Source organism: Xanthobacter oligotrophicus, assembly GCF_008364685.1.
In the GTDB taxonomy this organism is placed as follows: domain Bacteria; phylum Pseudomonadota; class Alphaproteobacteria; order Rhizobiales; family Xanthobacteraceae; genus Xanthobacter; species Xanthobacter oligotrophicus.
The window spans coordinates 1-24,130 of record NZ_VTTL01000012.1; the positions used below are offsets into that span (position 1 = coordinate 1).

Annotated in this window: 23 protein-coding genes and 2 rRNA genes; 11 read left to right on the top strand and 14 right to left on the bottom strand. The window is 68.4% G+C overall.

Annotated features, from left to right (window positions below):
* Nucleotides 1-142, top strand: a 23S ribosomal RNA gene (locus tag FZ033_RS19270); the annotation flags it as partial.
* An 87-nt stretch (nucleotides 143-229) separates the two neighbouring features.
* A 5S ribosomal RNA gene (rrf, locus tag FZ033_RS19275) occupies nucleotides 230-344 on the top strand.
* Nucleotides 345-493: 149 nt separating this feature from the next.
* Here the strand turns inward: rrf and FZ033_RS19280 are convergent.
* Together FZ033_RS19280 and FZ033_RS19285 are read right to left on the bottom strand one after the other, a co-directional pair.
* A complete protein-coding gene (locus FZ033_RS19280) occupies nucleotides 494-2,692 on the bottom strand; it encodes an amylo-alpha-1,6-glucosidase (protein WP_149577692.1) in 2,199 nt (732 codons plus the stop codon).
* Nucleotides 2,676-3,788, bottom strand: a complete 1,113-nt coding sequence (locus FZ033_RS19285; protein WP_149577693.1) for a glycosyltransferase family 4 protein — start codon at nucleotides 3,786-3,788, stop codon at nucleotides 2,676-2,678. Before FZ033_RS19285 ends, FZ033_RS19280 begins: the two co-directional genes overlap by 17 nt.
* A gap of 610 nt (nucleotides 3,789-4,398) precedes the next feature.
* Between FZ033_RS19285 and FZ033_RS19290 the strand changes: the two genes are divergently transcribed.
* The gene (locus FZ033_RS19290) at nucleotides 4,399-5,847 is read left to right on the top strand and encodes an NAD-dependent succinate-semialdehyde dehydrogenase (RefSeq protein ID WP_149577694.1); all 1,449 of its coding nucleotides are present in this window, start codon (nucleotides 4,399-4,401) and stop codon (nucleotides 5,845-5,847) included.
* A gap of 262 nt (nucleotides 5,848-6,109) precedes the next feature.
* Here FZ033_RS19290 and FZ033_RS19295 read toward each other — a convergent pair whose 3' ends face one another.
* From FZ033_RS19295 to FZ033_RS19310, 4 genes are all read right to left on the bottom strand, one after another.
* Nucleotides 6,110-6,625 (bottom strand): hypothetical protein, encoded by a 516-nt coding sequence (locus FZ033_RS19295; protein ID WP_232847567.1) that lies wholly within the window; start codon nucleotides 6,623-6,625, stop codon nucleotides 6,110-6,112.
* 90 nt (nucleotides 6,626-6,715) lie between these two features.
* Nucleotides 6,716-7,531: a tellurite resistance TerB family protein gene (locus FZ033_RS19300; RefSeq protein WP_149577695.1), complete on the bottom strand. Its 816-nt coding sequence runs from the start codon at nucleotides 7,529-7,531 to the stop codon at nucleotides 6,716-6,718.
* Nucleotides 7,532-7,713: 182 nt separating this feature from the next.
* The gene (locus tag FZ033_RS19305) at nucleotides 7,714-8,538 is read right to left on the bottom strand and encodes an aldo/keto reductase (RefSeq protein ID WP_149577696.1); all 825 of its coding nucleotides are present in this window, start codon (nucleotides 8,536-8,538) and stop codon (nucleotides 7,714-7,716) included.
* 14 nt (nucleotides 8,539-8,552) lie between these two features.
* Entirely contained in the window at nucleotides 8,553-9,734 is a 1,182-nt protein-coding gene (locus FZ033_RS19310; protein ID WP_149577697.1) for an MFS transporter, read from the bottom strand.
* A gap of 250 nt (nucleotides 9,735-9,984) precedes the next feature.
* Here FZ033_RS19310 and FZ033_RS19315 point away from each other — a divergent pair, with 250 nt between their 5' ends.
* On the top strand, nucleotides 9,985-10,917 hold the full coding sequence (locus tag FZ033_RS19315; protein WP_149577698.1) for a LysR family transcriptional regulator: 933 nt from the start codon (nucleotides 9,985-9,987) through the stop codon (nucleotides 10,915-10,917).
* On the opposite strand, the gene FZ033_RS19320 is transcribed toward FZ033_RS19315, so the two are convergent.
* Nucleotides 10,903-12,267 (bottom strand): (Fe-S)-binding protein, encoded by a 1,365-nt coding sequence (locus tag FZ033_RS19320; protein ID WP_149577699.1) that lies wholly within the window; start codon nucleotides 12,265-12,267, stop codon nucleotides 10,903-10,905. The genes FZ033_RS19315 and FZ033_RS19320 overlap by 15 nt on opposite strands.
* Nucleotides 12,268-12,484: 217 nt before the next feature.
* Between FZ033_RS19320 and FZ033_RS19325 the strand changes: the two genes are divergently transcribed.
* Together FZ033_RS19325 and yacG are read left to right on the top strand one after the other, a co-directional pair.
* Nucleotides 12,485-13,105 carry a Maf-like protein gene (locus FZ033_RS19325; protein ID WP_149577700.1) on the top strand — a complete coding sequence of 207 codons (621 nt, stop codon included), beginning with the start codon at nucleotides 12,485-12,487 and terminating at the stop codon, nucleotides 13,103-13,105.
* Nucleotides 13,106-13,188: 83 nt separating this feature from the next.
* Nucleotides 13,189-13,446: a DNA gyrase inhibitor YacG gene (gene yacG, locus FZ033_RS19330; RefSeq protein ID WP_149577869.1), complete on the top strand. Its 258-nt coding sequence runs from the start codon at nucleotides 13,189-13,191 to the stop codon at nucleotides 13,444-13,446.
* 4 nt (nucleotides 13,447-13,450) lie between these two features.
* Here yacG and FZ033_RS19335 read toward each other — a convergent pair whose 3' ends face one another.
* Together FZ033_RS19335 and FZ033_RS19340 are read right to left on the bottom strand one after the other, a co-directional pair.
* On the bottom strand, nucleotides 13,451-13,747 hold the full coding sequence (locus FZ033_RS19335) for a type II toxin-antitoxin system RelE/ParE family toxin (protein ID WP_149577701.1): 297 nt from the start codon (nucleotides 13,745-13,747) through the stop codon (nucleotides 13,451-13,453).
* On the bottom strand, nucleotides 13,744-14,007 hold the full coding sequence (locus tag FZ033_RS19340; protein WP_149577702.1) for a type II toxin-antitoxin system ParD family antitoxin: 264 nt from the start codon (nucleotides 14,005-14,007) through the stop codon (nucleotides 13,744-13,746). Before FZ033_RS19340 ends, FZ033_RS19335 begins: the two co-directional genes overlap by 4 nt.
* Nucleotides 14,008-14,151: 144 nt before the next feature.
* Here FZ033_RS19340 and FZ033_RS19345 point away from each other — a divergent pair, with 144 nt between their 5' ends.
* Entirely contained in the window at nucleotides 14,152-15,633 is a 1,482-nt protein-coding gene (locus FZ033_RS19345; RefSeq protein WP_149577703.1) for an aldehyde dehydrogenase, read from the top strand.
* Nucleotides 15,634-15,838: 205 nt separating this feature from the next.
* Here the strand turns inward: FZ033_RS19345 and tmpT are convergent, their stop codons facing one another.
* Complete coding sequence (tmpT, locus tag FZ033_RS19350) at nucleotides 15,839-16,477, bottom strand: thiopurine S-methyltransferase (protein ID WP_149577704.1); 639 nt, start codon at nucleotides 16,475-16,477, stop codon at nucleotides 15,839-15,841.
* A gap of 155 nt (nucleotides 16,478-16,632) precedes the next feature.
* Here tmpT and FZ033_RS19355 point away from each other — a divergent pair, with 155 nt between their 5' ends.
* Both FZ033_RS19355 and FZ033_RS19360 read left to right on the top strand, forming a co-directional pair.
* Nucleotides 16,633-18,069 carry an aspartate aminotransferase family protein gene (locus FZ033_RS19355; RefSeq protein ID WP_149577705.1) on the top strand — a complete coding sequence of 479 codons (1,437 nt, stop codon included), beginning with the start codon at nucleotides 16,633-16,635 and terminating at the stop codon, nucleotides 18,067-18,069.
* Nucleotides 18,070-18,244: 175 nt separating this feature from the next.
* Nucleotides 18,245-18,634: a DUF1236 domain-containing protein gene (locus FZ033_RS19360; RefSeq protein ID WP_149577706.1), complete on the top strand. Its 390-nt coding sequence runs from the start codon at nucleotides 18,245-18,247 to the stop codon at nucleotides 18,632-18,634.
* A 100-nt stretch (nucleotides 18,635-18,734) separates the two neighbouring features.
* Here the strand turns inward: FZ033_RS19360 and FZ033_RS19365 are convergent, their stop codons facing one another.
* The 4 genes from FZ033_RS19365 to FZ033_RS19380 all read right to left on the bottom strand — a co-directional run bounded on the left by FZ033_RS19365 (nucleotide 18,735) and on the right by FZ033_RS19380 (nucleotide 21,467).
* Nucleotides 18,735-19,334 carry a glutathione S-transferase N-terminal domain-containing protein gene (locus FZ033_RS19365; RefSeq protein WP_149577707.1) on the bottom strand — a complete coding sequence of 200 codons (600 nt, stop codon included), beginning with the start codon at nucleotides 19,332-19,334 and terminating at the stop codon, nucleotides 18,735-18,737.
* A 99-nt stretch (nucleotides 19,335-19,433) separates the two neighbouring features.
* A complete protein-coding gene (locus tag FZ033_RS19370) occupies nucleotides 19,434-20,294 on the bottom strand; it encodes a 23S rRNA (adenine(2030)-N(6))-methyltransferase RlmJ (RefSeq protein WP_149577708.1) in 861 nt (286 codons plus the stop codon).
* Between the two features lie 22 nt (nucleotides 20,295-20,316).
* Entirely contained in the window at nucleotides 20,317-20,994 is a 678-nt protein-coding gene (locus FZ033_RS19375; protein ID WP_149577709.1) for a ribonuclease T2 family protein, read from the bottom strand.
* Nucleotides 20,991-21,467, bottom strand: a complete 477-nt coding sequence (locus tag FZ033_RS19380; RefSeq protein ID WP_232847568.1) for a hypothetical protein — start codon at nucleotides 21,465-21,467, stop codon at nucleotides 20,991-20,993. Before FZ033_RS19380 ends, FZ033_RS19375 begins: the two co-directional genes overlap by 4 nt.
* A 243-nt stretch (nucleotides 21,468-21,710) precedes the next feature.
* Here FZ033_RS19380 and FZ033_RS19385 point away from each other — a divergent pair, with 243 nt between their 5' ends.
* Nucleotides 21,711-23,018: an alanine racemase gene (locus FZ033_RS19385; protein WP_232847569.1), complete on the top strand. Its 1,308-nt coding sequence runs from the start codon at nucleotides 21,711-21,713 to the stop codon at nucleotides 23,016-23,018.
* A gap of 126 nt (nucleotides 23,019-23,144) precedes the next feature.
* On the top strand, nucleotides 23,145-24,110 hold the full coding sequence (gene msrP, locus FZ033_RS19390) for a protein-methionine-sulfoxide reductase catalytic subunit MsrP (RefSeq protein WP_149577711.1): 966 nt from the start codon (nucleotides 23,145-23,147) through the stop codon (nucleotides 24,108-24,110).
* Nucleotides 24,111-24,130: the final 20 nt, after the last annotated feature.

The window sequence follows — 24,130 nt, forward strand, 5'->3', positions numbered from 1 at the left end:
TGAAAGCATCTAAGCGGGAAACCCACCTCAAAACGAGTAATCCCTTGAGAGCCGTGGAAGACCACCACGTTGATAGGTCGGGTGTGTAAGCGTGGCGACACGTTCAGCTTACCGGTACTAATAGCTCGATTGGCTTGATCGTTCTCATCCTCAATGTTCACCACTGAACAGAGACGACAGTCATCTTTGACAAAAACCAGCTTCGTTTGCCCGATATGTGCTTTGCCGGCCTGGTGGCTATGGCGAGGAGCCTGAACCCGATCCCATCCCGAACTCGGCCGTTAAACTCCTCAGCGCCAATGGTACTTCGTCTCAAGACGCGGGAGAGTAGGTCGCTGCCAGGCCTGCAAAGCACATATCGCGCAATGCCCATATCCACTTCCCAAAACCCCCGTCGCTTCCATGCGGCGGGGGTTTTGTGCGTCCAAAGCCCGAAAGCCGAACGCCCCAAGCCGCTCGTCGGGCGCGTGGTCGCGCCGTCCATCGGCCGCCCTCACGCCTCCACCCACAATGCGATATCGCCGTGGCGGTCAAGCACCGAAAGCGCGGGGGATCCGCCGGCCCGCTGGATGCGCACGTCCAGCATCTCGCCGCCCAGGGTCAGGCGCCGAAGCACCAGTTCGTCCAGGAATTTGGGAAGCTCGGGCCTGGCGAAGGTGACGCGGCGGGCGTCGATGTCGAAGCCCAGCCCCAATGTCGCCTGAAGCAGCGCCAGCGGGGCGGCCGCCGCCCAGGCCTGGGGTGCGCAGGCGACGGGATAGGACACCGGCCCCTGGCTGCGCTGGCGGGCGAAGCCGCAGAACAGTTCGGGCAGGCGCCGCAGGTCGAACGAGATGGCTGCCCGCAGCAGGCCCTCGAAGATGCGCGCGGCCTCCCGGCGGAAGCCGGAACGGGCAAGACCCATGGCGATGACCGCATTGTCGTGGGGCCACACCGAACCGTTGTGATAGCTCATGGGGTTGTAGCGCGCTTCGCCCGCGGCGATGGTGCGCACGCCCCAGCCGGAAAAGGATGCGCCGTCCATGAGCTGGGCCGCTACCGCCGCCGCCCGCCCGGGCAAAGCGATGCCGGCGAACAGCGCGTGACCGGCATTGGAGCTCTTGACCCGGCATGGTCGCTTTTCGCCATCCAGGGCGAGCACGTAAGTGCCTAAACGCGCATCGAAAAAGGCGGCATCGAAGGCATCGCGCAGCCGCTCGGCATTACGCTCGAACACCGCCGCGTCAGGCGCGTACCCAAGGCGGCGCGCGATGGACGCCGCCGCGCGCCAGGCGCCGAACACATAGGCCTGCACCTCCACCAGCGCGATGGGGCCGCGGGCCAGCCGGCCGTCGGCGTGGAAGACCGAATCGTGGCTGTCCTTCCAGCCCTGGTTCACGAGGCCGTCGCCGCTCCTGCGGCCATATTCCACGAAGCCGTCGCCGTCGCGGTCGCCGTAATCGGTGATCCAGCCCAGCGCCGCCGCCACCGCGGGCCACAACAGGCGCGCGGTGTCGAGATCGCCGGTGCGCTCCACGTAGGCGCCGACGAGCATCACGAACAAAGGCGTGGAATCCACGCTGCCGTAATAGCGTCGGAACGGCACCTCGCCGAGTTCCGCCATCTCGCCGAAGCGCACCTCGTGGAGGATCTTGCCCGGCTCGGCGTCGGCGGCAGGGTCCAGCGCCTCGGCCTGGTTGGCGGCAAGGTGGAGCAGCACGCCACGGGCGATGGCCGGGTCCATCCACAAGGTCTCGAACGCGGTGATCAGCGCGTCGCGCCCGAACACGGTGCTGAACCACGGCACCCCCGCATAGGGATAGGCGCCCTCCGGCGTGTCGGTGATGAGGATGGCCAGGTCGCTCACCGCGCGCTTCATGGCGTCGTTGAAATGCTGGTTGGAGGAGGTCACTTCCGCCGCTCGCGCCACCCGCGCCCGCAGCGTCGCGCGGGATGCGTGCAGCGCCCGGCGGAAGGTGAGCTTGGCGCCACCATGGGGCTCGGCCCCGTCGCAGCGGATCTCCATGTAGATCACCTGCGTGGCGCCGGGGGCAAGGTCGAGCCGGTAGCGGGCCTGCGACCCCTCCAGCTCCGAGGGGACCGGCTGGAAATGCAGGCCGGTGCGCCGCACCTTGCCGTCGAGGCCGGTATAGGAGAGGCGCACGCCGTCGTGGGCGAGCAGCGGGGCGTGGCGCACGCCGCGCCGGCTGCGCCTGGCACCGCGCACCTCGAACAGGTCGGCGAAATCGGCGTCGAAGGAAAAGGCGATCTCCACCCGCCGCGGCACCACGTCGAAATTGTGCAGGGACACGCATTCGTGGCAGGCCGAGCGATAAAGGAAGCGGGAGCGGCGGATGTGGATGAGGTCGTGCAGCAGCGCCTCGCCGCCGTCCCGGCCGGGAAGGTCGGGATTGGTGAGGTCGCAGGTGAGGGTGGCATTGTCCTCCCGCACCGTGGAGCTGAGCAGCAGCGGCCGCACCCCCTCGATAGTGAGGAAGAAGTGCGAGAGGTGGCGGGTGTCGCGATGGAACAGGCCGTGGTTGCTGGCCAGCCCCGGCACGGCGTCGCCATGGGCGTCGAACACGGCGAAGGTGTCGTCGTGCTTCAGGGTGCGCGGCGTGGTCTCGATCTGCGAGGCGCTGGCGGCGATGACATAGTCCGGCTCGCGACCTTCCGGCTCGGCCACCGCCACGGCTTCAACGGATGGCGTCATGGACAGCATCGTTTCCGACAAGGCGGAGCTCAGGTTTGGGCGCGCGCCGGATCGCAGGGGTGGTCTCCTGTGCGGCAGCGAGCCGCTGGTAGACGGCCACATAATCCTTCGCCATGCGCTCCGCCGAGAAACGCCGCTCGAACGTGCGGCGGATGGCCGAGCGGTCGAGGCGGGAGAGTTCGCCCACCCGCGCCACCGCTTCCTCTACGCTGTTGACCAGATGGCCGGTGACGCCCTCGTCCAGCACCTCGGGCACCGAGCCGCGGGAAAAGGCGATGACCGGCGTGCCGCAGCTCATGGCCTCGATCATCACCAGCCCGAACGGTTCGGGCCAGTCGATGGGGAAGAGCAGGGCGGCCGCCTTGCCGAGGAAGTCCGCCTTCTGCCGCTCGTCGATCTCGCCGATGAACTCCACATTGGGATTGGCCTCCACCATGGGGCGGATCATGTCCTCCCAGTAGGTCTGGTCGGCGCGGTCCACCTTGGCGGCGATCTTCAGCGGCATGCCGGCGCGCACCGCGATCGCGATGGCGCGGTCCGGCCGCTTCTCCGGCGAGATGCGGCCGAGGAAGGCGAGATAGTCCCCGCCCTTCGGGTTGAAGGGCAGAAGGTCCTTCGGCAGTCCGTGATGGATGGTGGCGGCCCAGTTCACCGGCGGCATGGGCGTGCGCTGGTGATCGGAGATGGAGATCAGCGGATAGTCGGCGAAATTGGCATAGAGCCGGTGCGCGGCAGGCAGGTCGAGCCGGCCGTGCAGGGTGGTGAGGCACTGGGCGCGGTAATCGCGCAGCACCGGATAGTGCAACAGGTCCACATGCACGTGGATCACGTCGAAATCGTCGGCGCGCTTGCGCACCTCCTCCAGCATGAGCAGGTGGTAGAGCAGCGGGTCCACCGGACCGGGGGTGAGGCGCAGACCGGTGTCGCACATGGCTTCCAGCGTGGCGGAGGTGAGCGAATCGCCGCTGGCGAACAGGGTCACCTCGTGGCCCGCGCGCACCAGCTCCTCGGTGAGATAGGACACGATGCGCTCGGTGCCGCCATAGCGGCGGGGTGGAACGCTTTCGATCAGCGGGGCGACCTGGGCGATGCGCATGGATGTCTCCTGCGGCCATGGGGGTACCCCCGCCAAGGCCAGGCGTTGAAACGAAAATTTCGGGTTCTGTGGAAAGAACGTGCGAGCGGCCCGCAAGGTTTCCCGCGGTGCGGAAAAAGTGTGGAAGGATCGCCTTCGGACCGGCCGCGCGGGCGTATCCGGATCCGGCTCAACCCCGCCGCGTATGACGCCGCCAGCGTTCATCACGACCGGGCGATTCAGGGCCGGGAGGGCGGCAGAAGCGCTTCCGTCGGAGCGGGTCGCGCTCTAGGATGGTTAGCGAGCGTACGCTCGTCGGTTTCGCCGGCAGTGTCCCGCGCCCCACCTGAACCGCTGAACCGGATGTCCCGCACCGATGCCTTCCCTGCCTTGCGCATCCGTGCGCGGACCGTTGGCGCCAAGCCGGGCATCGCCTTAAAGCGTTTTCGAGCGAAGTGGATACCGGTTCGCGTGAAGAAAACGCGTCAACGCAAGAATCTGGAGCGATTGCCGTGAGCCAAGGCGAGCGGAAATTGCTCCAGAAGCTTCGAACTAAATCGATACAAATCGCGCTGTCGGCTGCCCCGGCCGCGCCGTGCCGCAATTCGCACAGGTCTTGAGGAGGCTCCCCATGAGTTCCGACGTCACCTATCCCGACGTTCAGCTGCACATCGACGGCGTCTGGCGCGACGCCGATGGCGGCAAGCGCATTCCCGTCATCAATCCGGCCACCGAGGAAGAGATCGGCACGGTTGCCCATTGCTCCATCGCCGACCTCGACGAAGCGCTCGCCGCCACCGAGCGTGGCTTTGCCACCTGGAGCCGCACCTCCGCCTTCGAGCGCTCCAAGCTCATGCGCAAGGCGGCCGACATCCTGCGCGAGCGTGCCAATTCCATCGCCCGCCTGATGACTCTTGAGCAGGGCAAGCCCCTGCCCGAGGCGCGCATGGAGACGCTGGCTGCCGCCGATGTCATCGACTGGTTCGCGGAAGAAGCGCGCCGCGCCTACGGCCGCGTTATCCCCGCCCGCGCGCCCGGCGTGTATCAGCTGGTCATCAAGGAGCCGGTGGGTCCGGTGGCGGCGTTCACGCCGTGGAACTTCCCCATCAACCAGGTGGTGCGCAAGCTGTGCGGCGCGCTGGCGGCGGGCTGCTCCATCATCGTGAAGGCGCCGGAAGAGACCCCGGCCTCCCCCGCCGAGCTGATCCGCGCCTTCGTGGATGCGGGCGTGCCCAAGGGCGTCATCGCCCTCGTCTATGGCGTGCCGGCGGAAGTGAGCGAATATCTCATCCCGCACCCGACCATCCGCAAGATCACCTTCACCGGCTCCACCCCCGTGGGCAAGAAGCTGGCGGCGCTGGCCGGCGCGCACATGAAGCGCGTGACCATGGAACTGGGCGGCCACTCCCCGGTCATCGTGTTCGACGATGCGGACGTGCAGGCGGCAGCCAAGCAGATCGCCACCGCCAAGTTCCGCAATGCCGGCCAGGTGTGCGTGTCGCCCACGCGCTTCCTGGTGCAGGAGAAGGTCTATGAGCAGTTCGTGGACACCTTCGTCACCGTCGCCAAGGCGGTGAAGGTGGGCAACGGGCTGGACGAGGGCACCACTATGGGCCCGCTCGCCAACGACCGTCGCATCCCGGCCATGGAGGCGCTCATCGCCGACGCCCGGCAGAAGGGCGCGGACGTGAAGACCGGCGGCTCGCGCATCGGCAACAAGGGCTATTTCTTCGAGCCCACGGTGGTCACCGGCGTGACCCGCGAGATGCGGATGATGAACGAGGAGCCGTTCGGCCCGCTCGCCATGCTGCTGCCCTTCTCCGACTTCGACGAGGCCATCACCGAGGCCAACCGGCTGCCCTACGGCCTTGCCTCCTATGCCTACACCAGCTCGGCCAAGACCGCGCAGGCGGTGGCGCATCAGGTGCAGGCGGGCATGATGACCATCAACCACCTGGGCCTCGCCCTGCCGGAAGTGCCGTTCGGCGGCGTGCGTGATTCCGGCTACGGCTCGGAAGGCGGCTCGGAGGCCATCGAGGCCTATCTCAACCCGAAGTTCGTCTCCCAGGCCGGGGTCTGAACGGATGGTGCCGGCGTCTGCGCCGTCATCCCCGATGGCGGGGCTTGCGGTTTCCACCGCCGTCAGTCTCTGGCGGCAGACCCCGGTCCCCACCCCCGTCATCCCCCGGCTTGACCGGGGGATCCACGGTGCGGCCGGGCCGGCGCCATGGCCCTTGCACCGCGCATGCGGCTTGGTGGATGCCCCGGTCAAGCCGGGGCATGACGCTGTGAAGAGGTGGGGGCGGGGCGTGTTTACGGCGTGAAGCCGTTCGGCGGGTGCTCTACCGCTCGGTGAGGAAGGTCATCAGCACCTTGTCGTCCTCGCCCACGAGGCAGAGGAAGCGGTGGGCCTTGTCGGAGCGGTCGCGCTGGATATAGGCCTCGCCCATCAGCACCCCGGTCACGCGCGTGCTGCCCACTGATACGTCGGCCTTGGCGATGGTGAGCCCGTCCATGTCGATGGAAATGTCCGAGATCGAGGGCGAGCGCGCCTTCAGCCGCTCCAGCGCGTGGGCCTTGCAGGCCACCGCCCGCTCCGCATCCTCCGGCGCCTCGGCTTCCGCCTCCTTCACCGCCTGTTCGCTCGCCGCGGCCGGGGCCGCCGGCACGGCGGGAACCGGGACGGGCGGGGGAAGCGGCGCCGCCTGCCCCGGACCGGCCGGGCGCGACGGCACCGGATCAGCCACCTGCTGCGCGGCGGCGGGGGTGGTCAGGGCAAGGTCGATGGCAAAGCTTGCGCCAAGCGCAAGCGCCAGCGCGGCCGTGAGGACAAGAGGGGCGCGTGAACCGCTTCGCATCAGGTGTCTCCGGAACAGGTGTTGCGGAGACAACGCCAGCGCGGCCGTTTGGTGCCAACCTGAGCTTCAGCTTCTTGAGGTTTTAGCCCCTCAGCGCACGTGGCGGCCGGTGAGGGCGAAGCAGAAGGCGTCGAGCAGCTCGGCTTCCTGCTCCTTCAGCACCCCGTCGGCGCTGATGACGCGCATGCCCGCGCGCAAAAGGGTGGCGATGGCCTCGGTGCCGCTCTCGAACAGGGTGTCGAGGGCGAAATCCACCGCCTCCGCCGTGGGGCGCAGGCGGGCCACGTAGGCCGCGAGCCGCTCACGCTCGGCGCCGGTGAGGTCGAGGTCTTCCGCCGCGCAGGCGCGCTCGCAGAAGAACACGATCTCCTCCACCTCGGCCGCGCCCACCTCGCGGTCGGCACGGGCCAGCGCCGCCAGCAGCGTCACCCCCGCCTTGCGGATGATGGCGCGGATGCGATCCCAGCGCACGTCAGCGTCTTCCTCGGCCGGCGCCAGGATGGCGTCCTTGGGCCAGAGGAAGCCGAAGGTCTCGTAGAAGAAGCGCACCAGCGGCTCGCGCCTCACCCCGTCGAGGTCGGTGACGGCGGTGATGCGATCCACCCGGAAGGCGCGCGCCGCCTGCCGCTCGTGGCACTTGGCGATGAGGATGGGCACGCCCTCCACATTGCGCTGCACCGCCCAGACCGAGATGCGGCGATGGCTGGCATTGCCCGCATGGTCCACATAATCGATAGCGAAGGCCTGCCCGTCCGCCGGGTCGTGGTCCTCCGGCGCCTCGGCGGCCAGCGCGTCGTGCGGGTCGTCGTGGGGCACGGCGAGCCGGTCCGCGTGCGCATAGAAGGGCGCGCCCAGAAGCTCCACGCGATCGAGGAGGAAGGACTTGAGCGAGGTGATGGCGTTCATGGGCGGCTCGCGGATTCCGGCCGGACGTTCCGTGTCCGCATCCTTGATAGCCGGCAGACGAGCGCCGATAAAGCGCCATTGCGCATTCCGCCGCGCGCTGGACCTACCCGCGTAGGGAAGGGGAGGCCGAAGCCTCCGCCTTTGGCCATCCCTCGCTCAGGCGCCGCGGGCTTGGCGCCCGCTCAGTCCCATTTGGGCGCCAACCCCTCGGGGCTGACGATGCGCCCGTCCGGCCGGGCGAGGGCGGAGATGGCGGCCATTTCGGCATCGGTGAGCGCGAAGTCGAAGATGGCGGCGTTCTCGGCGGCGCGGGCCTCGCTCACGGTCTTGGACAGGACGACGAAGCCCTCCTGCTGCACCACCCAGCGCAGCACCACCTGCGCCACCGTGCGCTTGTGGGCGGCGGCGATGTCCTTCAGCACCGGCTCGGCGAAGACCTTGCCGTCGGCCATGGCATAATAGGCGGTGATGGAGAGCCCTGCGGCGCGGGCGGCGGCGATCACCTTCGACTGGTCGATATAGGGGTGCAGCTCGATCTGGTTGGTCACGAGCGGCCCCTCGGACAGGGCAATCGCCTCTGCCATCAGCGCGGTGTTGAAATTGGACACGCCCATGTGGCGCACCTTGCCGGCCGCCCGCACCGCATTGAGCGCGCCGATCTGCTCGGCCAGGGGCACGGCCGGGTTGGGCCAGTGCAGCAGCAGCAGGTCCACATAATCGGTCTTCAGCTTCGTCAGGCTCTCGTTCACGGAGGCGAGGAAGGCGTCGTGGGAATAGTTGGTCACCCACACCTTGGTGGTGAGGAAGATTTCGCCCCGCTTCACGCCGGAAGCGGCGATGCCTTCGCCCACCTCCGCCTCGTTGCCGTAGATCTGCGCGGTATCGATGTGGCGGAAGCCGAGCTTCAGCGCGGCCGGCACCATGCGCAGGGTGTCGGCCGCCGAGACGCGGAAGGTGCCGAAGCCGAGGGCGGGGATCTCAGCCCCATTGGCGGTGACTTTATGCATGGTCTTTCCTTTGTTCAGACGGGGCAGGCGACGGCACGGGCGCGGTTGTCCAGTGCGGCGCTCCACACCGTCAGCCCCAGCGCGCCGGCCACCATGAGCGCGCCCACCACCGGCGTGGCGCCGAGGCCGAGAGGCGAGGCCACCACCAGCCCGCCGATCCAGGCCCCGAGCGCGATGCCGAGGTTGAACGCGGCGATGTTGAGGGCGGACGCGGTATCCACCGCGCCCGGACGATAGCGCCTGGCCAGCTCCACCACATAGATCTGCAGCCCCGGCACATTGGCGAACGACAGGAAGCCGAGAGCCGCCAGCGTTACCAGCGTAAGCACCGGCGAGGGCGCCGTGAAGAAGAAGGCCGCCAGCACCAGCGCCTGAAGCGTGAACAGGATGGTGAGCGCCTTCACCGGATCGCGGTCGGCGATGCGGCCGCCGGAGAGATTCCCCACCGCGATGGCAAGGCCGTAGAGGATGAGGATGAGGCTTACCTGCGCGGCGGCAAAGCCGGTGACGGTCTCAAGAATCGCGGCCAGATAGGTGAAGGCCACGAAGGTGCCGCCATAGCCCAGCGCCGTCATGCCGAACACCAGCAGCAGCCGACCCGAGCTCAGCACCCGCACCTGATCGAGCAGGGAGGCGGCGGGCGCCTTGCGGATATTGGACGGCAGCAGCAGGGCGATGGCGGCGAAGGCGATGATGCCGAGCAGCGCCACGCCCCAGAAGGTGGCACGCCAGCCGAAGCTCTGGCCGATGAAGGTGCCGAGCGGCACGCCGGTGACGATGGCCACCGTGAGCCCCATGAACATCAGGGCGATGGCCGAGGCGCGGCGGTTCTCCGGCACGAGGTCCGCGGCGATGGTGGCGCCCACCGAGAAGAACACGCCGTGGGCGAAGGCGGACAGCACCCGCGCTACCAGCAGCCATTCATAGGTCGGGCTGAGCGCGGCGGCGGTGTTGCCGGCGATGAACAGGGCCATGAGGGAGAGCAGCAGCGGCTTGCGCGCCATGCCGCCGGTGAGCGCCGTGAGCACCGGCGCGCCGAAGGTGACGCCCAGCGCATAGACGCTGACGATCAATCCGGCGATGGGCAGGGTGATGCCGAGGTCGGTGGCTACCGTGGGCAACAGTCCGACGATGACGAATTCCGTGGTGCCGATGGCATAGGCGGCGATGGTGAGGGCATAGAGCGCAAGGGGCATGGCGACATCCTTAGAGCCCGCGCCGATGAGATCGCATGGCGATCTCATCGGATAACGCGGTCTCTATCTTAGAGTTTGAGGGCGATCCGATCGGATCGCGCTCCAGGGGCCGGCGGCGGCTTGATGGAAACCGGCGCCGGAGCCGGCACCGCTTGCACTGCAACATGAGCGCCCTTGCGCTTTTACTGAACCGCCTATTATGTAAAAGCGGCTTTGAATTTCATTCATAGGTCGAGACGAGGCGGGCCCCTTGGACAATCGCGCGGGCGAGATGGTGGTGTTCGTGGCTGCGGCGGAAACGCAGGGCTTCTCGGCCGCCGGCCGCAAGCTCGGCCTGTCGCCGTCCGCCGTGAGCAAGCTGGTGACGCGGCTGGAGGACCGGCTGGGCACGCCCCTGTTCGTGCGCTCCACCCGGCAATTGCAGCTCACCGCCGAGGGCGCGCTCTATCTGGAGCGGGCGCGGCGCATCCTCGCCGAGATCGACGACACGGAACGCCTGATCGCCACCGGCGCCGGCGCGGTGCCGCGCGGGCGGCTGCGCATCAGCGCCTCGGTGGCGTTCGGCGAAATGTGCGTGCTGCCGCGCGTGCCGCGCTTTCTAGAGCTCTACCCGCAGGTGGAGCTGGACATTTCCCTGAGCGACGCCGTCATCGACCTGGTGGACGAGCGCACCGACATCGCCATCCGCACCGGGCGGCTGCGCGATTCCACCCTGAAGGCGAGGAAGCTGTTCGAGATCGGCCGGGTCATCGTGGCTTCGCCCGCCTATCTGGAACGCTATGGCGTGCCAAAGCATCCCGAAGACCTCGCCCGGCACCTGTGCCTGTGCTTCAACTTCCGCCGCTCGCCGGAGGACTGGCCGTTCCGCGACCCCGAGAGCGGAAAGCCCTTCACCCAGGCGGTGTCGGGCACGGCGCTGGGCAACAGCGGCGTGGTGCTGCGCCGGCTGGCGCTGGATGGGGCGGGGCTGGCGCGCCTCGGCCGCTATCACGTGCGGGGCGACATGGCGGCCGGAACGCTGGTGAGCGTGCTGGAGGATTTCAACGCCGGCGACATCGAGCCCATCCACGCGGTCTATGTGGGCCACGCCCACCTCGCCGCCCGCATCCGCGCCTTCGTGGACTTCCTCGCCGACGCCATCCGGCAGGAGACGGAAACGACGGAAGGTTCAGGCGGGCGTTAAATCCAGCGCATCCCGCAAAAGCAGGGCGATGTGGCGGGCCTTGCGGCCGGAGCCGTGCTCGATCTGGTGGCGGCAGGAAAAGCCGTTGGCGATGAGCGGGGCATCCTGTGGCGCCGCGCGCATGGCGGGCAGCAAGGCGAGTTCCGCCATCTGCATGGAGGCGTCGTAATGCTCCGCCTCCAGCCCGAAGCTGCCGGCCATGCCGCAGCAACTGGTCTCCACCACGTCGTAGGAGAAGCCGGGGATGAAGCCGAGCACCTTGCGCGTCGCCTTCATCACCCCGAACGCCTTCTGGTGGCAGTGGCCGCGCAGCACCGCCTTTGGGCCGGGCAGGGGCTTCAGCCGCATGCGCAGGCCCTTGTTCTGGTGCTCACGGGCGAGGAACTCCTCCAGCAGGAACAATTGCTTGCCCAGCGCCCCCACCTCCGGCCCGAGGCCGAGGCTGTAGAGCTCGTCGCGCAGGGAGAGCAGGCATGAGGGTTCCAGCCCGATGATCGGCGTCTGCGCCGCGATCTCTTTGCGGAAGGCCGCGAGCACGCGCAGGCCCTCGCCGCGCGCCTTCTCCACCATGCCGGTGGTGAGATACGTGCGGCCGCAGCACAGGGGCCGGCCGGGCTCGGCGTCGGCGGGATCGGGCTTGGCGATGCGCACGGCGTAGCCGGCGTGGGTCAGCACCGCATGGGCGGCCTCAGCCACCTCCGGCTCGAAATGGTGGCAGAAGGTGTCCACGAACAGGATCACCTCGCCGCGTGGGGCCGGGGCCTGCGTGGGCACGGCGGCGGGCGGCGCATAGGGCCGGGCCGCCGGCTCGGGGATGGCGCGGCGGGCGCTGATGCCCAGCAGCTTTTCGGCGGCCCGGGTCAGCAGGCGCGAGCGGTTGCGCAGCATGATGGCGAGGCGCAGCAGGCGGCGGTGGCGGCCGGTCCATTCCGGCACCCCGCCGAACAGCCGGGTGCGCCGGGGCACGCCTTTGATCTCGTGGCGCTGGGCGAGGTACTCGGTCTTGATCAGCGTCATGTCCACGGCGCTGGGGCATTCCTTCTTGCAGGCCTTGCAGGACACGCACAGGTCCATGGCCGCGTCGAGCCTTGGATCGGCGAAGGAGTTGGCGTCGGTGCCGTCGTTCAGCGCGGCCTTGAAGGCGGCGACGCGGGCTTCGGTGGAATGGTCCTTGTCGCCGGTGATGCGGTAGCTCGGGCACATGACGCCCTTGCCGGTATTGCGACAATCGCGGCTGTGCATGCACACGGCCACCGCTTTCGCGTAGTTCCCGCCGGTGGCGGGAATGCCGGAATAGGCGTCGCCGATGCCATATGTGTCGTAAGCCGACCAGTCGAGGAAGGTTTTCATGCCGCGCGCCCCGTTCGCGCCCGGCGAAGCAAGATGCGTACCCCAACACGCATATCCGGGGCACGGCGGCCGCGCCCCGTTCACACGGCAGCGCCTTTCCGGTAGATGAGCGTGAGGCGCCGCCCGCGCTCCCTCTTTGCGTTTCGAGGCGGATTTGCCGCCGGGGCTGTCGAAGCCCTGGCGGATCCGGCTCTGGCTGGCTCGAAAGGTGTGTTCCGTGACCGATCAGGTGAAGCTCGTGCTTGCTTCAGGCTCGCCCCGCCGGCTGGCGCTGCTCAATCAGGCGGGCATCGAGCCGGACCTGCTCATGCCCGCCGACGTGGACGAGACCCCCGAGCGTGGCGAGCTGCCGCGCCGGCTCGCCCAGCGCCTGTCGGAAGCCAAGGGCAAGCTAGTGGCCCAGCGCGCGAAGGACGCCGAGATGAACGCGCTGGTGCTGTCCGCCGACACGGTGGTGGCGGTGGGCCGGCGCATCCTGCCCAAGCCCGACCTTGAGGATGAGGCGGAGGCCTGCCTGCGCCTGCTGTCGGGCCGCACCCATCGGGTCTATACCGGGGTGTGCCTGGTGGATCTGAAGGGCCGCGCCCACACACGGCTGGTGGAAAGCCGGGTGCGCTTCAAGCGCCTGTCGCGGGACGAGATCACCGATTACCTCGCCTGCGGTGAATGGCGGGGCAAGGCCGGCGGCTACGCCATCCAGGGCATCGCCGGCTCGTTCGTGGTGAAGCTGGTGGGCTCCTACAGCAATGTGGTGGGCCTGCCCCTCTCGGAAGCCATCGGCCTGTTGTCCGGCCAGGGCTATGACGTGCGTGCCGGCTGGGTGGAGCGCGCGGCATGAGCGCGGGCAAGGACGGCGACGACAAGCCCAAGGGTGGGAAGGCCGGGGCAGGGAAGGCGAAGAGCGGGCCGGCCAAAACCGCCCTGCCCAAAAAGGCCGCCTCTCAAAAGACTGCCGCCCCGGACACAGGCGCACCCGACGCAGCCGCCAGCACCCCTTCCGCCTCCACCTATTCGTCCAAGCCGTGCCCGATCTGCTCCAAGCCCTCGGCGGAGCGCTTCCACCCCTTCTGCTCCAAGCGCTGCGCCGACGTGGACCTGCACCGCTGGCTCTCCGGCTCCTACGCCATCCCCGGCCGCCCGGAAGAGGAAGAGGACGGCGAGGCCCAGGGCGAGGGGTAAGGGGTTACTCCGGAAACAGCAGCGGCTCGTAGTCCATGGCCCCGTGCAGGATGCGCAGGATCACGACGGCGTCCGCGTCCACCCGGTAGAAGATGAGATAGCGCCCGTGGACACAGCGCCGGATCCCGGTAGCCTCGTATCGCGGGATCAGCGGGTGCGCCTTTGGCATGTTCAGCAGGCGCATGGCATGGGCCGCAATCTCGTGAACGAACGACAGCGCACGCTCCGGGCTGTCCATGGCGATGTGGTCGCCGATCCCTTCAAGGTCGTCCTCGGCGGCCGCGGTGAAGACGAGCCTCATTCCGCCTCGCCGGGCGCGCGACGGCGATACTTGCCTTCGAGGCGCCGGAACACATCCTCCGCTGGCCGGGTGCGGCCGGCATCGGCATCGGCGAGGCCCCTGGCAAGGGCGGCGTCGAGGGTTTCGAGCCGGGTCTCCCGCTCCTGGATGAGGCGGACGCCCTCGCGCAGGACCTCGCTCTTGGAGTGGTAGCGTCCGGTGGCCACGAGCTTCGCCACATAGGCTTCCAGCTGCTTGCCGAGATCGGCGCTGATGGGCATGGCAGGCTCCTTTCGCCGGGAAGATTAGGCACGCCAATAACTATTATCAAGAATGCGGCAGGCGGGTGCCTCTCCCGCCCCCCATCTTGACGGCCCCCCGAGCGCCGCGCGAGGTTGCTCGCCCAAGAAGTCGAGGAGCGCATCATGGCGGCGGCGGAACGGACGGCGGAACATTACCCTTCCTTCCGCACGCAGGCGCTCATCGACGGCGTGTTCGCGCCGGCAGCATCCGGGCGCACCTTCGATGCCGTCAATCCGGCCACCGGCAAGGTCCTCGCGCAGGTGGCGGCGTGCGACAGTGCCGATGTGGACCGCGCGGTGAAGGCCGCCCGCGCCGCCTTCGAGGATCGCCGCTGGGCGGGGCTGCGGCCGGTGGAGCGCAAGCGCATCCTCCAGCGCTTCGCCGAGCTGATCCGAGCCCATCGCGACGAACTGGCGCTCACCGAAACCCTCAACATGGGCAAGCCCATCGCCGATGCCCGCTCTATCGACGTGCGCGCGGCGGCGGACTGCTTCGCCTATTACGGGGAGTGCTGCGACAAGGTCTATGGCGAGGTGGCGCCGACCACCGCCGATAATCTCGCTTTGGTGCTGCGCGAGCCGCTGGGCGTGGTGGGCTGCGTGACGCCGTGGAACTTCCCCATGATCATGGCCGCCTGGAAGGTGGCCCCGGCGCTGGCCATGGGCAATTCCGTGGTGCTGAAGCCGGCGGAGGAAAGCCCCCTCACGGCGCTGCGCCTCGGCGAGCTGGCGCTGGAGGCGGGGGTGCCGGCGGGGGTGTTTAACGTGGTGCCGGGCCTTGGCGTGGAGGCGGGCAAGGCGCTGGGCCTGCACATGGACGTGGACGCCATCGCCTTCACCGGCTCCACCGAGGTGGGGCGCTATTTCCTGCGCTATTCCTCCGACAGCAACCTGAAGCGCGTGTTCCTCGAGCTGGGCGGCAAGACCGCCTTCGTGGTGGCCCACGACGTGGCCGACCTCGACGAGGTGGCGCAAGCGGTGGCCTCCGGCATCTTCTTCAACCAGGGCGAGATGTGCACGGCGGCCTCGCGGCTGCTGGTGGACAACCGCATCCGCGAAGAGCTTGTCGCCCGCGTGGCGGCGCTGGCCCCGCGCTGGATGCCGGGCGATCCGCAGGACCCCGCGGCCCGCGCCGGCGCGGTGGTGAGCGTCGAGCATCAGGGGCGCATTCTTGCCGCCATCGAGGAGGGCGTCGCCTCCGGCGCGCGGCTGGTCACCGGCGGCACGGCGGTGCGGCAGGACACCGGCGGCGCCTTCGTGGCGCCCACCGTGTTCGACGGCGTTTCGCCCGCATCCGCGCTGGCGCAGAAGGAGATCTTCGGCCCGGTGCTCTCGGTGATCGGCTTCGACGGGCTGGAGGAGGCGGTGAGCATCGCCAACGGCACCGTCTACGGCCTCGGCGCGGCGGTCTGGAGCGGCGATCTTGCCGCCGCGCACAGGATCGCGCGGCGCTTCAAGGCCGGCATCGTCTATGTGAACTGCTTCGACGCCGACGATATCACCACCCCCTTCGGCGGCGTGAAGCAATCCGGCTTCGGGCGCGACAAGTCCCTGCACGCGCTGGATAAATATTGCGATCTGAAGACGGTTTGGACGCGGCTTTAGGGGCTGCTTCCCACGCCCGCCGTTCCCCGGACCAGCGACACTGCAGGTGGAGCGCCGATCCGGGGCCCAGCGCAAGACTTCTGCGCAGCAGGCAAAAGCCAAGGATGCTGCGGGAAAGAGCCGCCTTCGGCGCAGCCTTGCGCTGGGCCCCGGCTCTCCTTCAACTGCGCTGCGCTCCGTTTCCGTCGGCCGGGGCGCCGCCCCTTCAAACCCGCTCCAGCAGAAAGACATGCTCCACTGCCTCGCACTGGCCCTTGAGGCCGCCGGGCACCGGCGCCGCCTCGATCTCCGCCACCATGTAGTCGGCGCCATAGAGCGTGCGGGTCTCTTCCGGCGGGACGCTGAAGGGTGGGCCCGCCAGCAGGGACTGGTCATACTCGAAGCAGACAAGCAATTGCGGGGCGGCGTCCGTCAGGGCCACGAGGTGCGGGGCGTAGCGGGCGCGCATGTCTTTCGGCAGGGCCACAAGGGCGGCGCGGTCCCACACCGCATCCACCGGGCCGAGGGTGTCGCGGGTGAGCGCGAAAATGTCGCCTTGCAGGATGTCGAGGCCGGGGGCGCTGAAGCGCGTGAGCGCGCCTTCCGTCGTCACCTCAGGCACAACGGCCAGTTCCGCGAACAATTCCTCCACCGCGATGCGGCTCAGCTCCGCGCCGGCCACCCGCAGGCCCTGCCCGAGCAGCCAGGCGATGTCCCGCGTCTTGCCGCACAAGGGCACGAACACGCGCGCGCCCGGCGCCACGGGAAGGCGGGAAAAATGCTTCACCAGGAAGGCATTGGCCTTGCCCTCGTGAAAGGGGATCTGCTTGCCCTGCCACCGTGCGTGCCAGAAATCCGGTTCCATCCGCGCCCTCCCTCGGCGTCGTCGCCTTGCCCCGTCCTTGCTCCATCCTTGCCCATGCCGAGCAGGACATGCACCAGCACATATGGGCGCGGCCGCGCTTTCGCGATATGACTTTCCACACAGTCCTTGCGTGGTCCTCATCGGAGCAGCCCATCGTGACATCCGCCCCCCTCTCGAACTCGACGGCTCACTGGCGCGCGCTGGATGCGGCGCACCACCTCCACCCCTTCTCCGATACCAAGGCGCTGAACGCCGAGGGGGTCCGGGTCATCACGCGGGCGGAAGGGGTCTATGTGTTCGACAGCGAGGGCAATAGGATCCTCGACGGCATGTCGGGCCTGTGGTGCTCGCAGGTGGGACACGGGCGGCGCGCCATCGTGGATGCCATCGCCAACCAGCTCCACCAGCTCGATTATTACAACACCTTCTTCAAGACCACCCATCCCGGCGCGGCGGAGCTGGCGGCCGCCATCTCGGACGTGGCGCCCGCGCACATGAACCATGTGTTCTTCACCTCCGGCGGGTCGGAGGCGGTGGATACGGTGCTGCGCATGGTGCGCCACTACTGGGCGGCCATGGGCAAGCCGGAGAAGTCCATCTTCATCTCGCGGCGCAACGGCTATCACGGCTCCACCCTGGGCGGGGCCTCGCTGGGCGGCATGAAGCCCATGCATGCCCAGGGCGGCCTGCCCATTCCCGGCATCATCCATGTGGCGCAGCCCTATTGGTGGGCCGAGGGCGGTGAGATGGGCCGCGAGGAGTTCGGCCTCTACGCCGCCCGCGAGGTGGCCCGGGCCATCGACGAGGCGGGGCCGGAGAACGTGGCCGCCTTCATCGGTGAGCCGATCCAGGGGGCGGGCGGCGTCATCATTCCGCCGGCGAACTACTGGCCGGAGGTGGAGAAGATCTGCCGCGAGCGTGATGTTCTTCTGGTGTGCGACGAGGTCATCTGCGGTTTCGGCCGCACCGGGCGGTGGTTCGGCGCCGATTTCATGGGGGTGAAGCCGGACCTCATCACCTTCGCCAAGGGCATCACCTCCGGATATTTCCCCCTCGGCGGCGTCATCGTGGGCGACAGGGTGGCGGAAGGCTTCATCGAGCATGGTGGTGACTTCAACCACGGCTTCACCTATTCGGGCCATCCCGGCGGCTGCGCGGCGGCTCTCGCCAACCTCAGGATCATGCACGAGGAAAAGCTGGTGGAGCGGGTGCGCACCGATATCGGGCCCTACCTGCAGGAGCGCTGGCTGAAGCTGGCCGAGCATCCGCTGGTGGGCGAGGCGCGCATGGTGGGCCTCATCGGCGCGCTGGAGCTGACGCCGCAAAAGGCCACGCGCGCGGCGTTCGCAGCGGAAGAGGGCACGGTGGGCCTGATCTGCCGTGATTTCTCGTTCCGCGAGGGGCTGGTGATGCGCGCGGTGCGCGACGGCATGATCCTCGCCCCGCCCTTCACCTTGTCCCACGAGGAAGCGGACGAACTGGTGGCCATCACCTGGCGGGTGCTGGATCTCACCTACGCGGAACTGCATAAACGCGGCATGATGGTTCCGGTTCCGCGTGTACCGGCGCGCCCGGCCCAAGCTTCGGCTTGATCAGGCCCAAGGACAGAAGTCAGTTTCGCGGTGGTGGGCGTGACAACAGGTAAAGTCGTTCCCCGCCGCCGCGACTTTCTGGATTTACCGCCATCGCTTAAAATCTCAGGCGTTTGGAACGAAAGCGCGTGGAAGCCTGTTTCTGCTGCGACCAGAACGCAGCAGGAGAGGTAACATGCGCAACAAGATTATCATCGGATCGTTCGTGCTCGGCCTTCTCGCCCCCGCCGCCGCCTTCGCACAGGCATCCACCGCGACGGGTGCGATCGGGGGTGCGGCCGTGGGCGCCGTGGTGGGTGGACCCGTGGGCGCGGTGGTGGGCGGCGCGGTCGGCGCCACCGTCGGCGCGGCCGCCGAGCCGCCCCAGGAGGTGCGCACCTATGTGATGAAGGAGCGCCGCGCCTCGGTCCGCCTGGAGCGCGAGGTGGTGGTGGGCGAGCCGCTGCCGCCCAACGTGGTGCTCTACGAAATCCCGAGCAATAACGAGTATGAGTATTCCGTGGTCAACGACCGCCGGGTGATCGTGGATCCGCGCACCCGCAAGGTGGTCTACATCGTGGAGTGACCTCAAGCGCGTTCCGGGCAGATTGAATCAATCTGCCCGGCGCGTGCTCTGGACGTGCGTCATGCCCCGGCATCCCGGGGCATGATGCCGCGAATGGCCCTCAGGCCGCCGGCTTGCTCTGCGCGAAGTGGGGGCAGGCGGCGGCGAAGGCCTCGTACCAGGCGACGAGCTTGGGACGATCCGCCCGCCACTTGCCCTCGAAGCGGAAATCGAACCAGCCCAGCGCGCAGCCAAGCGCGATGTCGCCCACCGTGATGGTGCCGTCGAACGGGGCGGCATCGGCCTCGAAGGCGTCGAGGGCGCGGGTCCGCTTGCCATCCTGATGCTCCAGCCACTTGGGCTCGTGCTTCTCCGCCGGACGGAAGCGGGCCTCATAGAGTTGCAGGATGCCGGCATCCATCATGCCGTCCGCCAGCGCTTCCTTGCGCAGGGCGGCGATGCGCGCCTTGGGGTCGGAAGGCAGGATGCGGCCGCCGCCGGCGAGCATGTCGAGATAGGCGAGGATCACGGAGGAATCGAACAGCACCTGCCCATCGTCTGCGAGCAGCGCCGGCACCTTGCCGAGGGGGTTCTGGCTGCGCAGGGTATCGTTGGGGTCCAGCGTGTCGGCGGGCTCGATCTCGAGCGTCTGGCCGAGGATCGCGGCGGCGACGCGCACCTTGCGCACGAACGGCGAGGTCGGGGAAAAGCGCAGCAGCATGGGGTGGGTCCGAGGCTGAGGAAGGACCTTCCAGATAGCGCGCGCGCCGCCGCGCCGGAAGTCAAAACGCCGGCGCAACTCATCAACCGCGGGAATGGATCACCCGCCCGTCGTCAGCCAGGAGACGCGGGCGCGGCCCTGTCCGTCGCGGGCCAGCAGCGGGGCGAGGGCGTTGAGGATCGTGCGCATCTCATCCGCCAGCGTGAACGGTGGATTGACGATGATGAGCCCGGAGCCCGACAGGGTGTCGAGGCTGCGCACGGTGGCGAAATCCAGCTCCACCCGCAGCGTCTTGGGCAGGCCGAGGCGGGCCACGTCGCGGCGGAAGGCATCCACGGCCTTGAGGTCCTTGATGGGATACCACAGCATGATGATGCCGGTGGCGAAGCGCTGATAAGCGGCCTCCAGCCCCGCCACCAGGCGCTGGAACTCGCCCGGCTCCTCGAACGGCGGGTCCACCAGAACCAGGCCGCGCCGCTCGCGCGGCGGCAGATGGGCGGTGATGCCCTGCCAGCCGTCCTGGGGCAGGATCTTCACCCGGTGATCCTCGCCCACGCGCTTTTCCAGCTTGGCCCGCTCTTCTTTGTGTGTCTCGCAGAACAGGAAGCGGTCCTGCGGCCGCGACAGGGCCAGCGCCAGCGCCGGGGAGCCGGGATAAAGCCTGCGGCCACCGGCGCGGGTGGCGCGCACCGCATCGAGATAGGGCGCGAGCAGGGCGGCGGCGGGCTTGGGCAGGGTGCCGGCGAGGTCGGCGGCCAGCACCGCCTCGATGCCGGCATCGGCCTCCAGCGTGCGCTGGGCATTGGCGCCGTCGAGATCGTAGAGGCCCGCCCCCGCGTGGGTGTCGAGCACCCGGTAGGCGTTTTCCTTCTTGTTGAGATAGGCGAGCACGCGGGCAAGGGCGGCGTGCTTCATCACGTCGGCGGGGTTCCCCGCATGGAACGAATGACGGTAATTCATGGCTTTATCGGCCTGTCTCGCCTCACCGACCGCCGCGCACGGGCGGCATCACCATGCGCGACAGGCGGCAGGCGCGGCGGTCCACGTCGGGGCAGGCGCGGAAGGCGAGATCCTGGCTGAGGCAGATGCGCACTTCCGTGAGCCGGCGCCGGTCGCACTGCACCGAGAACATGTCCGGCGACAGGCCGGGGTTGGCAGCACGGAAGGCGCTTTCCACGTCCGACGGCGACACCATGCGATAGTCGTCGAGCCGGGTGAACTCGGCGGGGATGGCCACCTTGTCCCGCGCCGCGCGCATGAGGTCGAAATAGGCCTGGGGCGAGAGGCCCGAGCAGGTGCCGTGCTTCTTCCACTCATAGATGACGAGCCCCCGGCTCGGCATCACGTCCAGCATGCTCCTCACCAGCGGGTTGGGCACGTAGGGCGGCGGGCGCTGGCAGTCCTGCGGAAAGCCACGCTCATATTGCGGCCACAGGCCGTGCACCACGAAGGCGTAGGGACGGGTGAGGTTGCACTGGGGCTCGTTGGCCGCCTTGGGGCCCTTGTCCTCGCAATAGGTGGGCGACCAGGACAGGGACAGCACGTAGAAGTCGAACCGGCCGGGCTCATGCCCCTGCGCCGCCGCCGGCAAGGCCGCGACGAGAAGAGCCGTGACGAGCAGGCCAGCGAACAGGGCGAAGGCTGCGAGGGCGCGCCTCACGGACCCGCCATCTTGCAGGACGGGGCATAGGCATAATTGCGGTCGAGGCCGACCACGCACCAGTCCACACCCCAGCTGGCGCCGATGAAGCCGCCGTCCTCGATGATGGAATAATAGATGGCGCGCTTGCGGGCGTCGGTGGTGAAGACCGTGCCCTTGCAGAAGCGGCGCGGCTGGTATTCCGGACCCCACGGGCGGAACGCGATCTCGTGGACCTTCTCAAAGCCGGTGATGGTCAGCTCGGAGGCCCAGAACCGCCGCTCGGTCTCGGCGAATCGGCTGGCGATGAGGTCGAGGGCCTGCTGGTCCTCGCAGGCGGGCACCACGCCGGAATAATTGGGGCCGGAGAGCCAGAAATTCAGCTCAAGCAGGTTCGCCGCCTTGGCACCCGAGGCACCACCCATGGACACGAGCGCAAGCCCTGCCACGACCGCCGCAGCCTTCACTGCGTGCGATACCGTCGCGAGGGACATCGCGCGCTTCGCCTTCGCCGCTGCGCTCCGCGCCCGAATAACCATGGTCCACTCCACTTCAGGCCCCCCGCCCGTGTCGGGCGAACTTGACGGGGGACGATGCGGCGGCGCTTTCGCCCGGTCAAGGACACGGCGGCAACACCTTGCGAGAAAATTAACGCGGATGTCCCGTCGTGCTCTCGCCGGAAAAGCGCGGCATGCTTGATATCCGACTCACCATCCGTCGGCCGACCGGGAGGGTTCATGTCGCAGTCCCGCTTCGCCAGCGCGCTTCCACCCACAGCTACCGCCGCCGTCGCGACGCCCCGCTTCGCCTCCGGCCGGGAGGCGGCGCTGGAGCTGCGGCCGGACCAGCCGGTCTATTGCTTCCGCCCCCAGGTGCTGGCCGCCGACGCCAGGGCCTTCGTTGAGGCCTTCCCCGGCAAGACCGCCTATGCGGTGAAGACCAATGGCGAGCCCATGGTGCTGGACGTGCTGGCCAAAGCCGGCATTGCCGCCTTCGACGTGGCCAGCCCCGCCGAGTTCGCCGCCGCCCGTGCCGCAGCGCCCGGGGCGGAGCTGCTCTACATGCATCCGGTGAAGGCCCAGTCCGACATCCGCCTCGCGCTGGAGCACTACCGCATCCGGGCCACCGCCCTCGACCATGAGGACGAGGTGGCGAAGATCGTGCGCATCGTGCGCGCGCTGGACCTCGACCCGGAAGACCTCACCCTGTTCGTGCGCATCGCCTCCAAGGGGGATGCGGCCTACGAGCTGTCCAAGAAATTCGGCGCGGCGCCGGGCCATGCGGCGGAACTGCTCCAGCGCATCCACGGCATCGGCATCAAGTGCGGCCTGTGCTTCCACGTGGGCAGCCAGGTGGAGGACCCGGACACCTATGCCCGCGCGGTGGCGGTGGCGGCGGAGGTGCGGGCGGCGGCGGGGGTGCCCATCGTCGCCCTCGACGTGGGCGGCGGCTTTCCCGCGACCTATGCCCGGAACCCGCGTCGCCCGGCGCCACCCATGCCGCCGCTGGACCAGATCATCTCAGGCCTCATGGGCGCGGTGGAGCGCAACGGCTTTGCCGGCACCCCGCTGGTGGCCGAGCCGGGGCGGGTGATCGTGGCGCGCGCCTTCTCGGTCATCGTGCGGGTGCTGCTGAAGAAGGGGCAGCGGCTCTATATCAATGACGGGATCTGGTCCTCCCTGTCGGATTCGTGGACGGGCAAGATCCTCCTGCCGGTGCGGCATATCCCGGATTCCGCCCGCCGCCGCCGGCCGGGGCGGGGAGCGCAGGGGGCGCAGGCGGGCGGGCGCATCGAGCCGTTCCGCATCTATGGCGCCACCTGCGACAGCGTGGACGTGCTCTCGCGCCCCTTCTACCTGCCCGAGAGCGTGGACACCGGCGACTGGATCGAGATCGGCCACATCGGCGCCTATTCCCTGTCCCTGCGCACCCGCTTCAACGGATTTTACCCGGATACCTTCGTGGAGGTGGAGACCCCCTTCGAGGCCGGCGACGCGCCGGAGGGCTTCGCTGAGCCGGAGCGGCGCGGCGGGGTGGAGGCTTAAATCCGAACTTGAACGCGCCGATGTCGGCGAACCTCTTGAACCCGAAACGGTGATCGAGAACACGCCCGTTTGAATTGCCCCGAGGCGGCGCCGCCGCGATCCTCCGCCGCCATTGGAGGACACAGCATGCATATTCGACGCAGGCGGGGCTGGGAAATTCCCGAATCAGCGGCGACGCCGGAGGGCATCTACCTTTCCCGTCGGGAGCTGATGGGTGCCGGCGCCATGCTGGCGGCGGCCAGCCTTGCGGGCCCGGCGGCGGCCCAGCGCGTCGGCGATCTGCCGGACCCGTCCGCGGGCCTCTACCCGGCCCGCCAGAACCCGCGCTACACCCTGGACCGGCCGGTGACGCCCGAGGCTAAGTCCAGCACCGTCAACAATTATTACGAGTTCAGCTACGGCAAGAACGTGGCCCCCTCCATGAGCCGCTTCGAGCGCCGGCCATGGCTGGTGAAGATCGACGGGCTGGTGGACAACCCCCAGGAGCTGGGCATCGACGACCTGCTGAAGAAGGTGCAGCTGGAGGAGCGGCTCTACCGCCACCGTTGCGTGGAGGCCTGGTCCATGGCCGTGCCGTGGACCGGCTTTCCCATGAAGGACCTGGTGGCGCTGGCAGGTCCCAAGGCGGGCGCGAAATATGTGCGGATGGAGACGTTCCTGAACCCGAAAGTCGCGTCAAATCAAAGAGATTTCCGCTATCCGTGGCCCTATGTGGAGGGCCTGACCCTGGCCGAGGCCACCAACGATCTGGCCTTCCTCGTCACCGGCGTCTACGGCAAGCCGGCGCCGGGCCAGTTCGGTGCCCCGCTGCGTCTGGTAACGCCTTGGAAATATGGATTTAAATCCATCAAGGGCATCGTGCGCTTCTCCTTCACGGACAAGCAGCCCCTGAGCTTTTGGGAGGAGGTCCAGGGCGCCGAGTACGGCTTCTGGGCCAATGTGAACCCCAAGGTGCCGCATCCACGCTGGAGCCAGGCGAGCGAGGAAGACATCGCCACCGGCAACCGCCGTCCCACCGAGCTGTTCAACGGCTACGGCGAATACGTCGCCGGCCTCTATGCCGGCCGCGAGGCGGAAAAGATCTGGTTTTGACGTGGGTTAGTCCCCATCCC

Coding starts and splice junctions, on each gene's coding strand:
- FZ033_RS19290 (WP_149577694.1), top strand. CDS start 4,399: ATGAGTTCCGACGTCACCTATCCCGACGTTCAGCTGCACATCGACGGC.
- FZ033_RS19295 (WP_232847567.1), bottom strand. CDS start 6,625: ATGCGAAGCGGTTCACGCGCCCCTCTTGTCCTCACGGCCGCGCTGGCG.
- FZ033_RS19280 (WP_149577692.1), bottom strand. CDS start 2,692: ATGACGCCATCCGTTGAAGCCGTGGCGGTGGCCGAGCCGGAAGGTCGC.
- FZ033_RS19385 (WP_232847569.1), top strand. CDS start 21,711: ATGTCGCAGTCCCGCTTCGCCAGCGCGCTTCCACCCACAGCTACCGCC.
- FZ033_RS19370 (WP_149577708.1), bottom strand. CDS start 20,294: ATGAATTACCGTCATTCGTTCCATGCGGGGAACCCCGCCGACGTGATG.
- FZ033_RS19365 (WP_149577707.1), bottom strand. CDS start 19,334: ATGCTGCTGCGCTTTTCCCCGACCTCGCCGTTCGTGCGCAAGGTGCGC.
- FZ033_RS19305 (WP_149577696.1), bottom strand. CDS start 8,538: ATGCATAAAGTCACCGCCAATGGGGCTGAGATCCCCGCCCTCGGCTTC.
- FZ033_RS19345 (WP_149577703.1), top strand. CDS start 14,152: ATGGCGGCGGCGGAACGGACGGCGGAACATTACCCTTCCTTCCGCACG.
- msrP (WP_149577711.1), top strand. CDS start 23,145: ATGCATATTCGACGCAGGCGGGGCTGGGAAATTCCCGAATCAGCGGCG.
- FZ033_RS19335 (WP_149577701.1), bottom strand. CDS start 13,747: ATGAGGCTCGTCTTCACCGCGGCCGCCGAGGACGACCTTGAAGGGATC.
- FZ033_RS19340 (WP_149577702.1), bottom strand. CDS start 14,007: ATGCCCATCAGCGCCGATCTCGGCAAGCAGCTGGAAGCCTATGTGGCG.
- tmpT (WP_149577704.1), bottom strand. CDS start 16,477: ATGGAACCGGATTTCTGGCACGCACGGTGGCAGGGCAAGCAGATCCCC.
- FZ033_RS19320 (WP_149577699.1), bottom strand. CDS start 12,267: ATGAAAACCTTCCTCGACTGGTCGGCTTACGACACATATGGCATCGGC.
- FZ033_RS19285 (WP_149577693.1), bottom strand. CDS start 3,788: ATGCGCATCGCCCAGGTCGCCCCGCTGATCGAAAGCGTTCCACCCCGC.
- FZ033_RS19310 (WP_149577697.1), bottom strand. CDS start 9,734: ATGCCCCTTGCGCTCTATGCCCTCACCATCGCCGCCTATGCCATCGGC.
- FZ033_RS19300 (WP_149577695.1), bottom strand. CDS start 7,531: ATGAACGCCATCACCTCGCTCAAGTCCTTCCTCCTCGATCGCGTGGAG.
- FZ033_RS19360 (WP_149577706.1), top strand. CDS start 18,245: ATGCGCAACAAGATTATCATCGGATCGTTCGTGCTCGGCCTTCTCGCC.
- FZ033_RS19380 (WP_232847568.1), bottom strand. CDS start 21,467: ATGTCCCTCGCGACGGTATCGCACGCAGTGAAGGCTGCGGCGGTCGTG.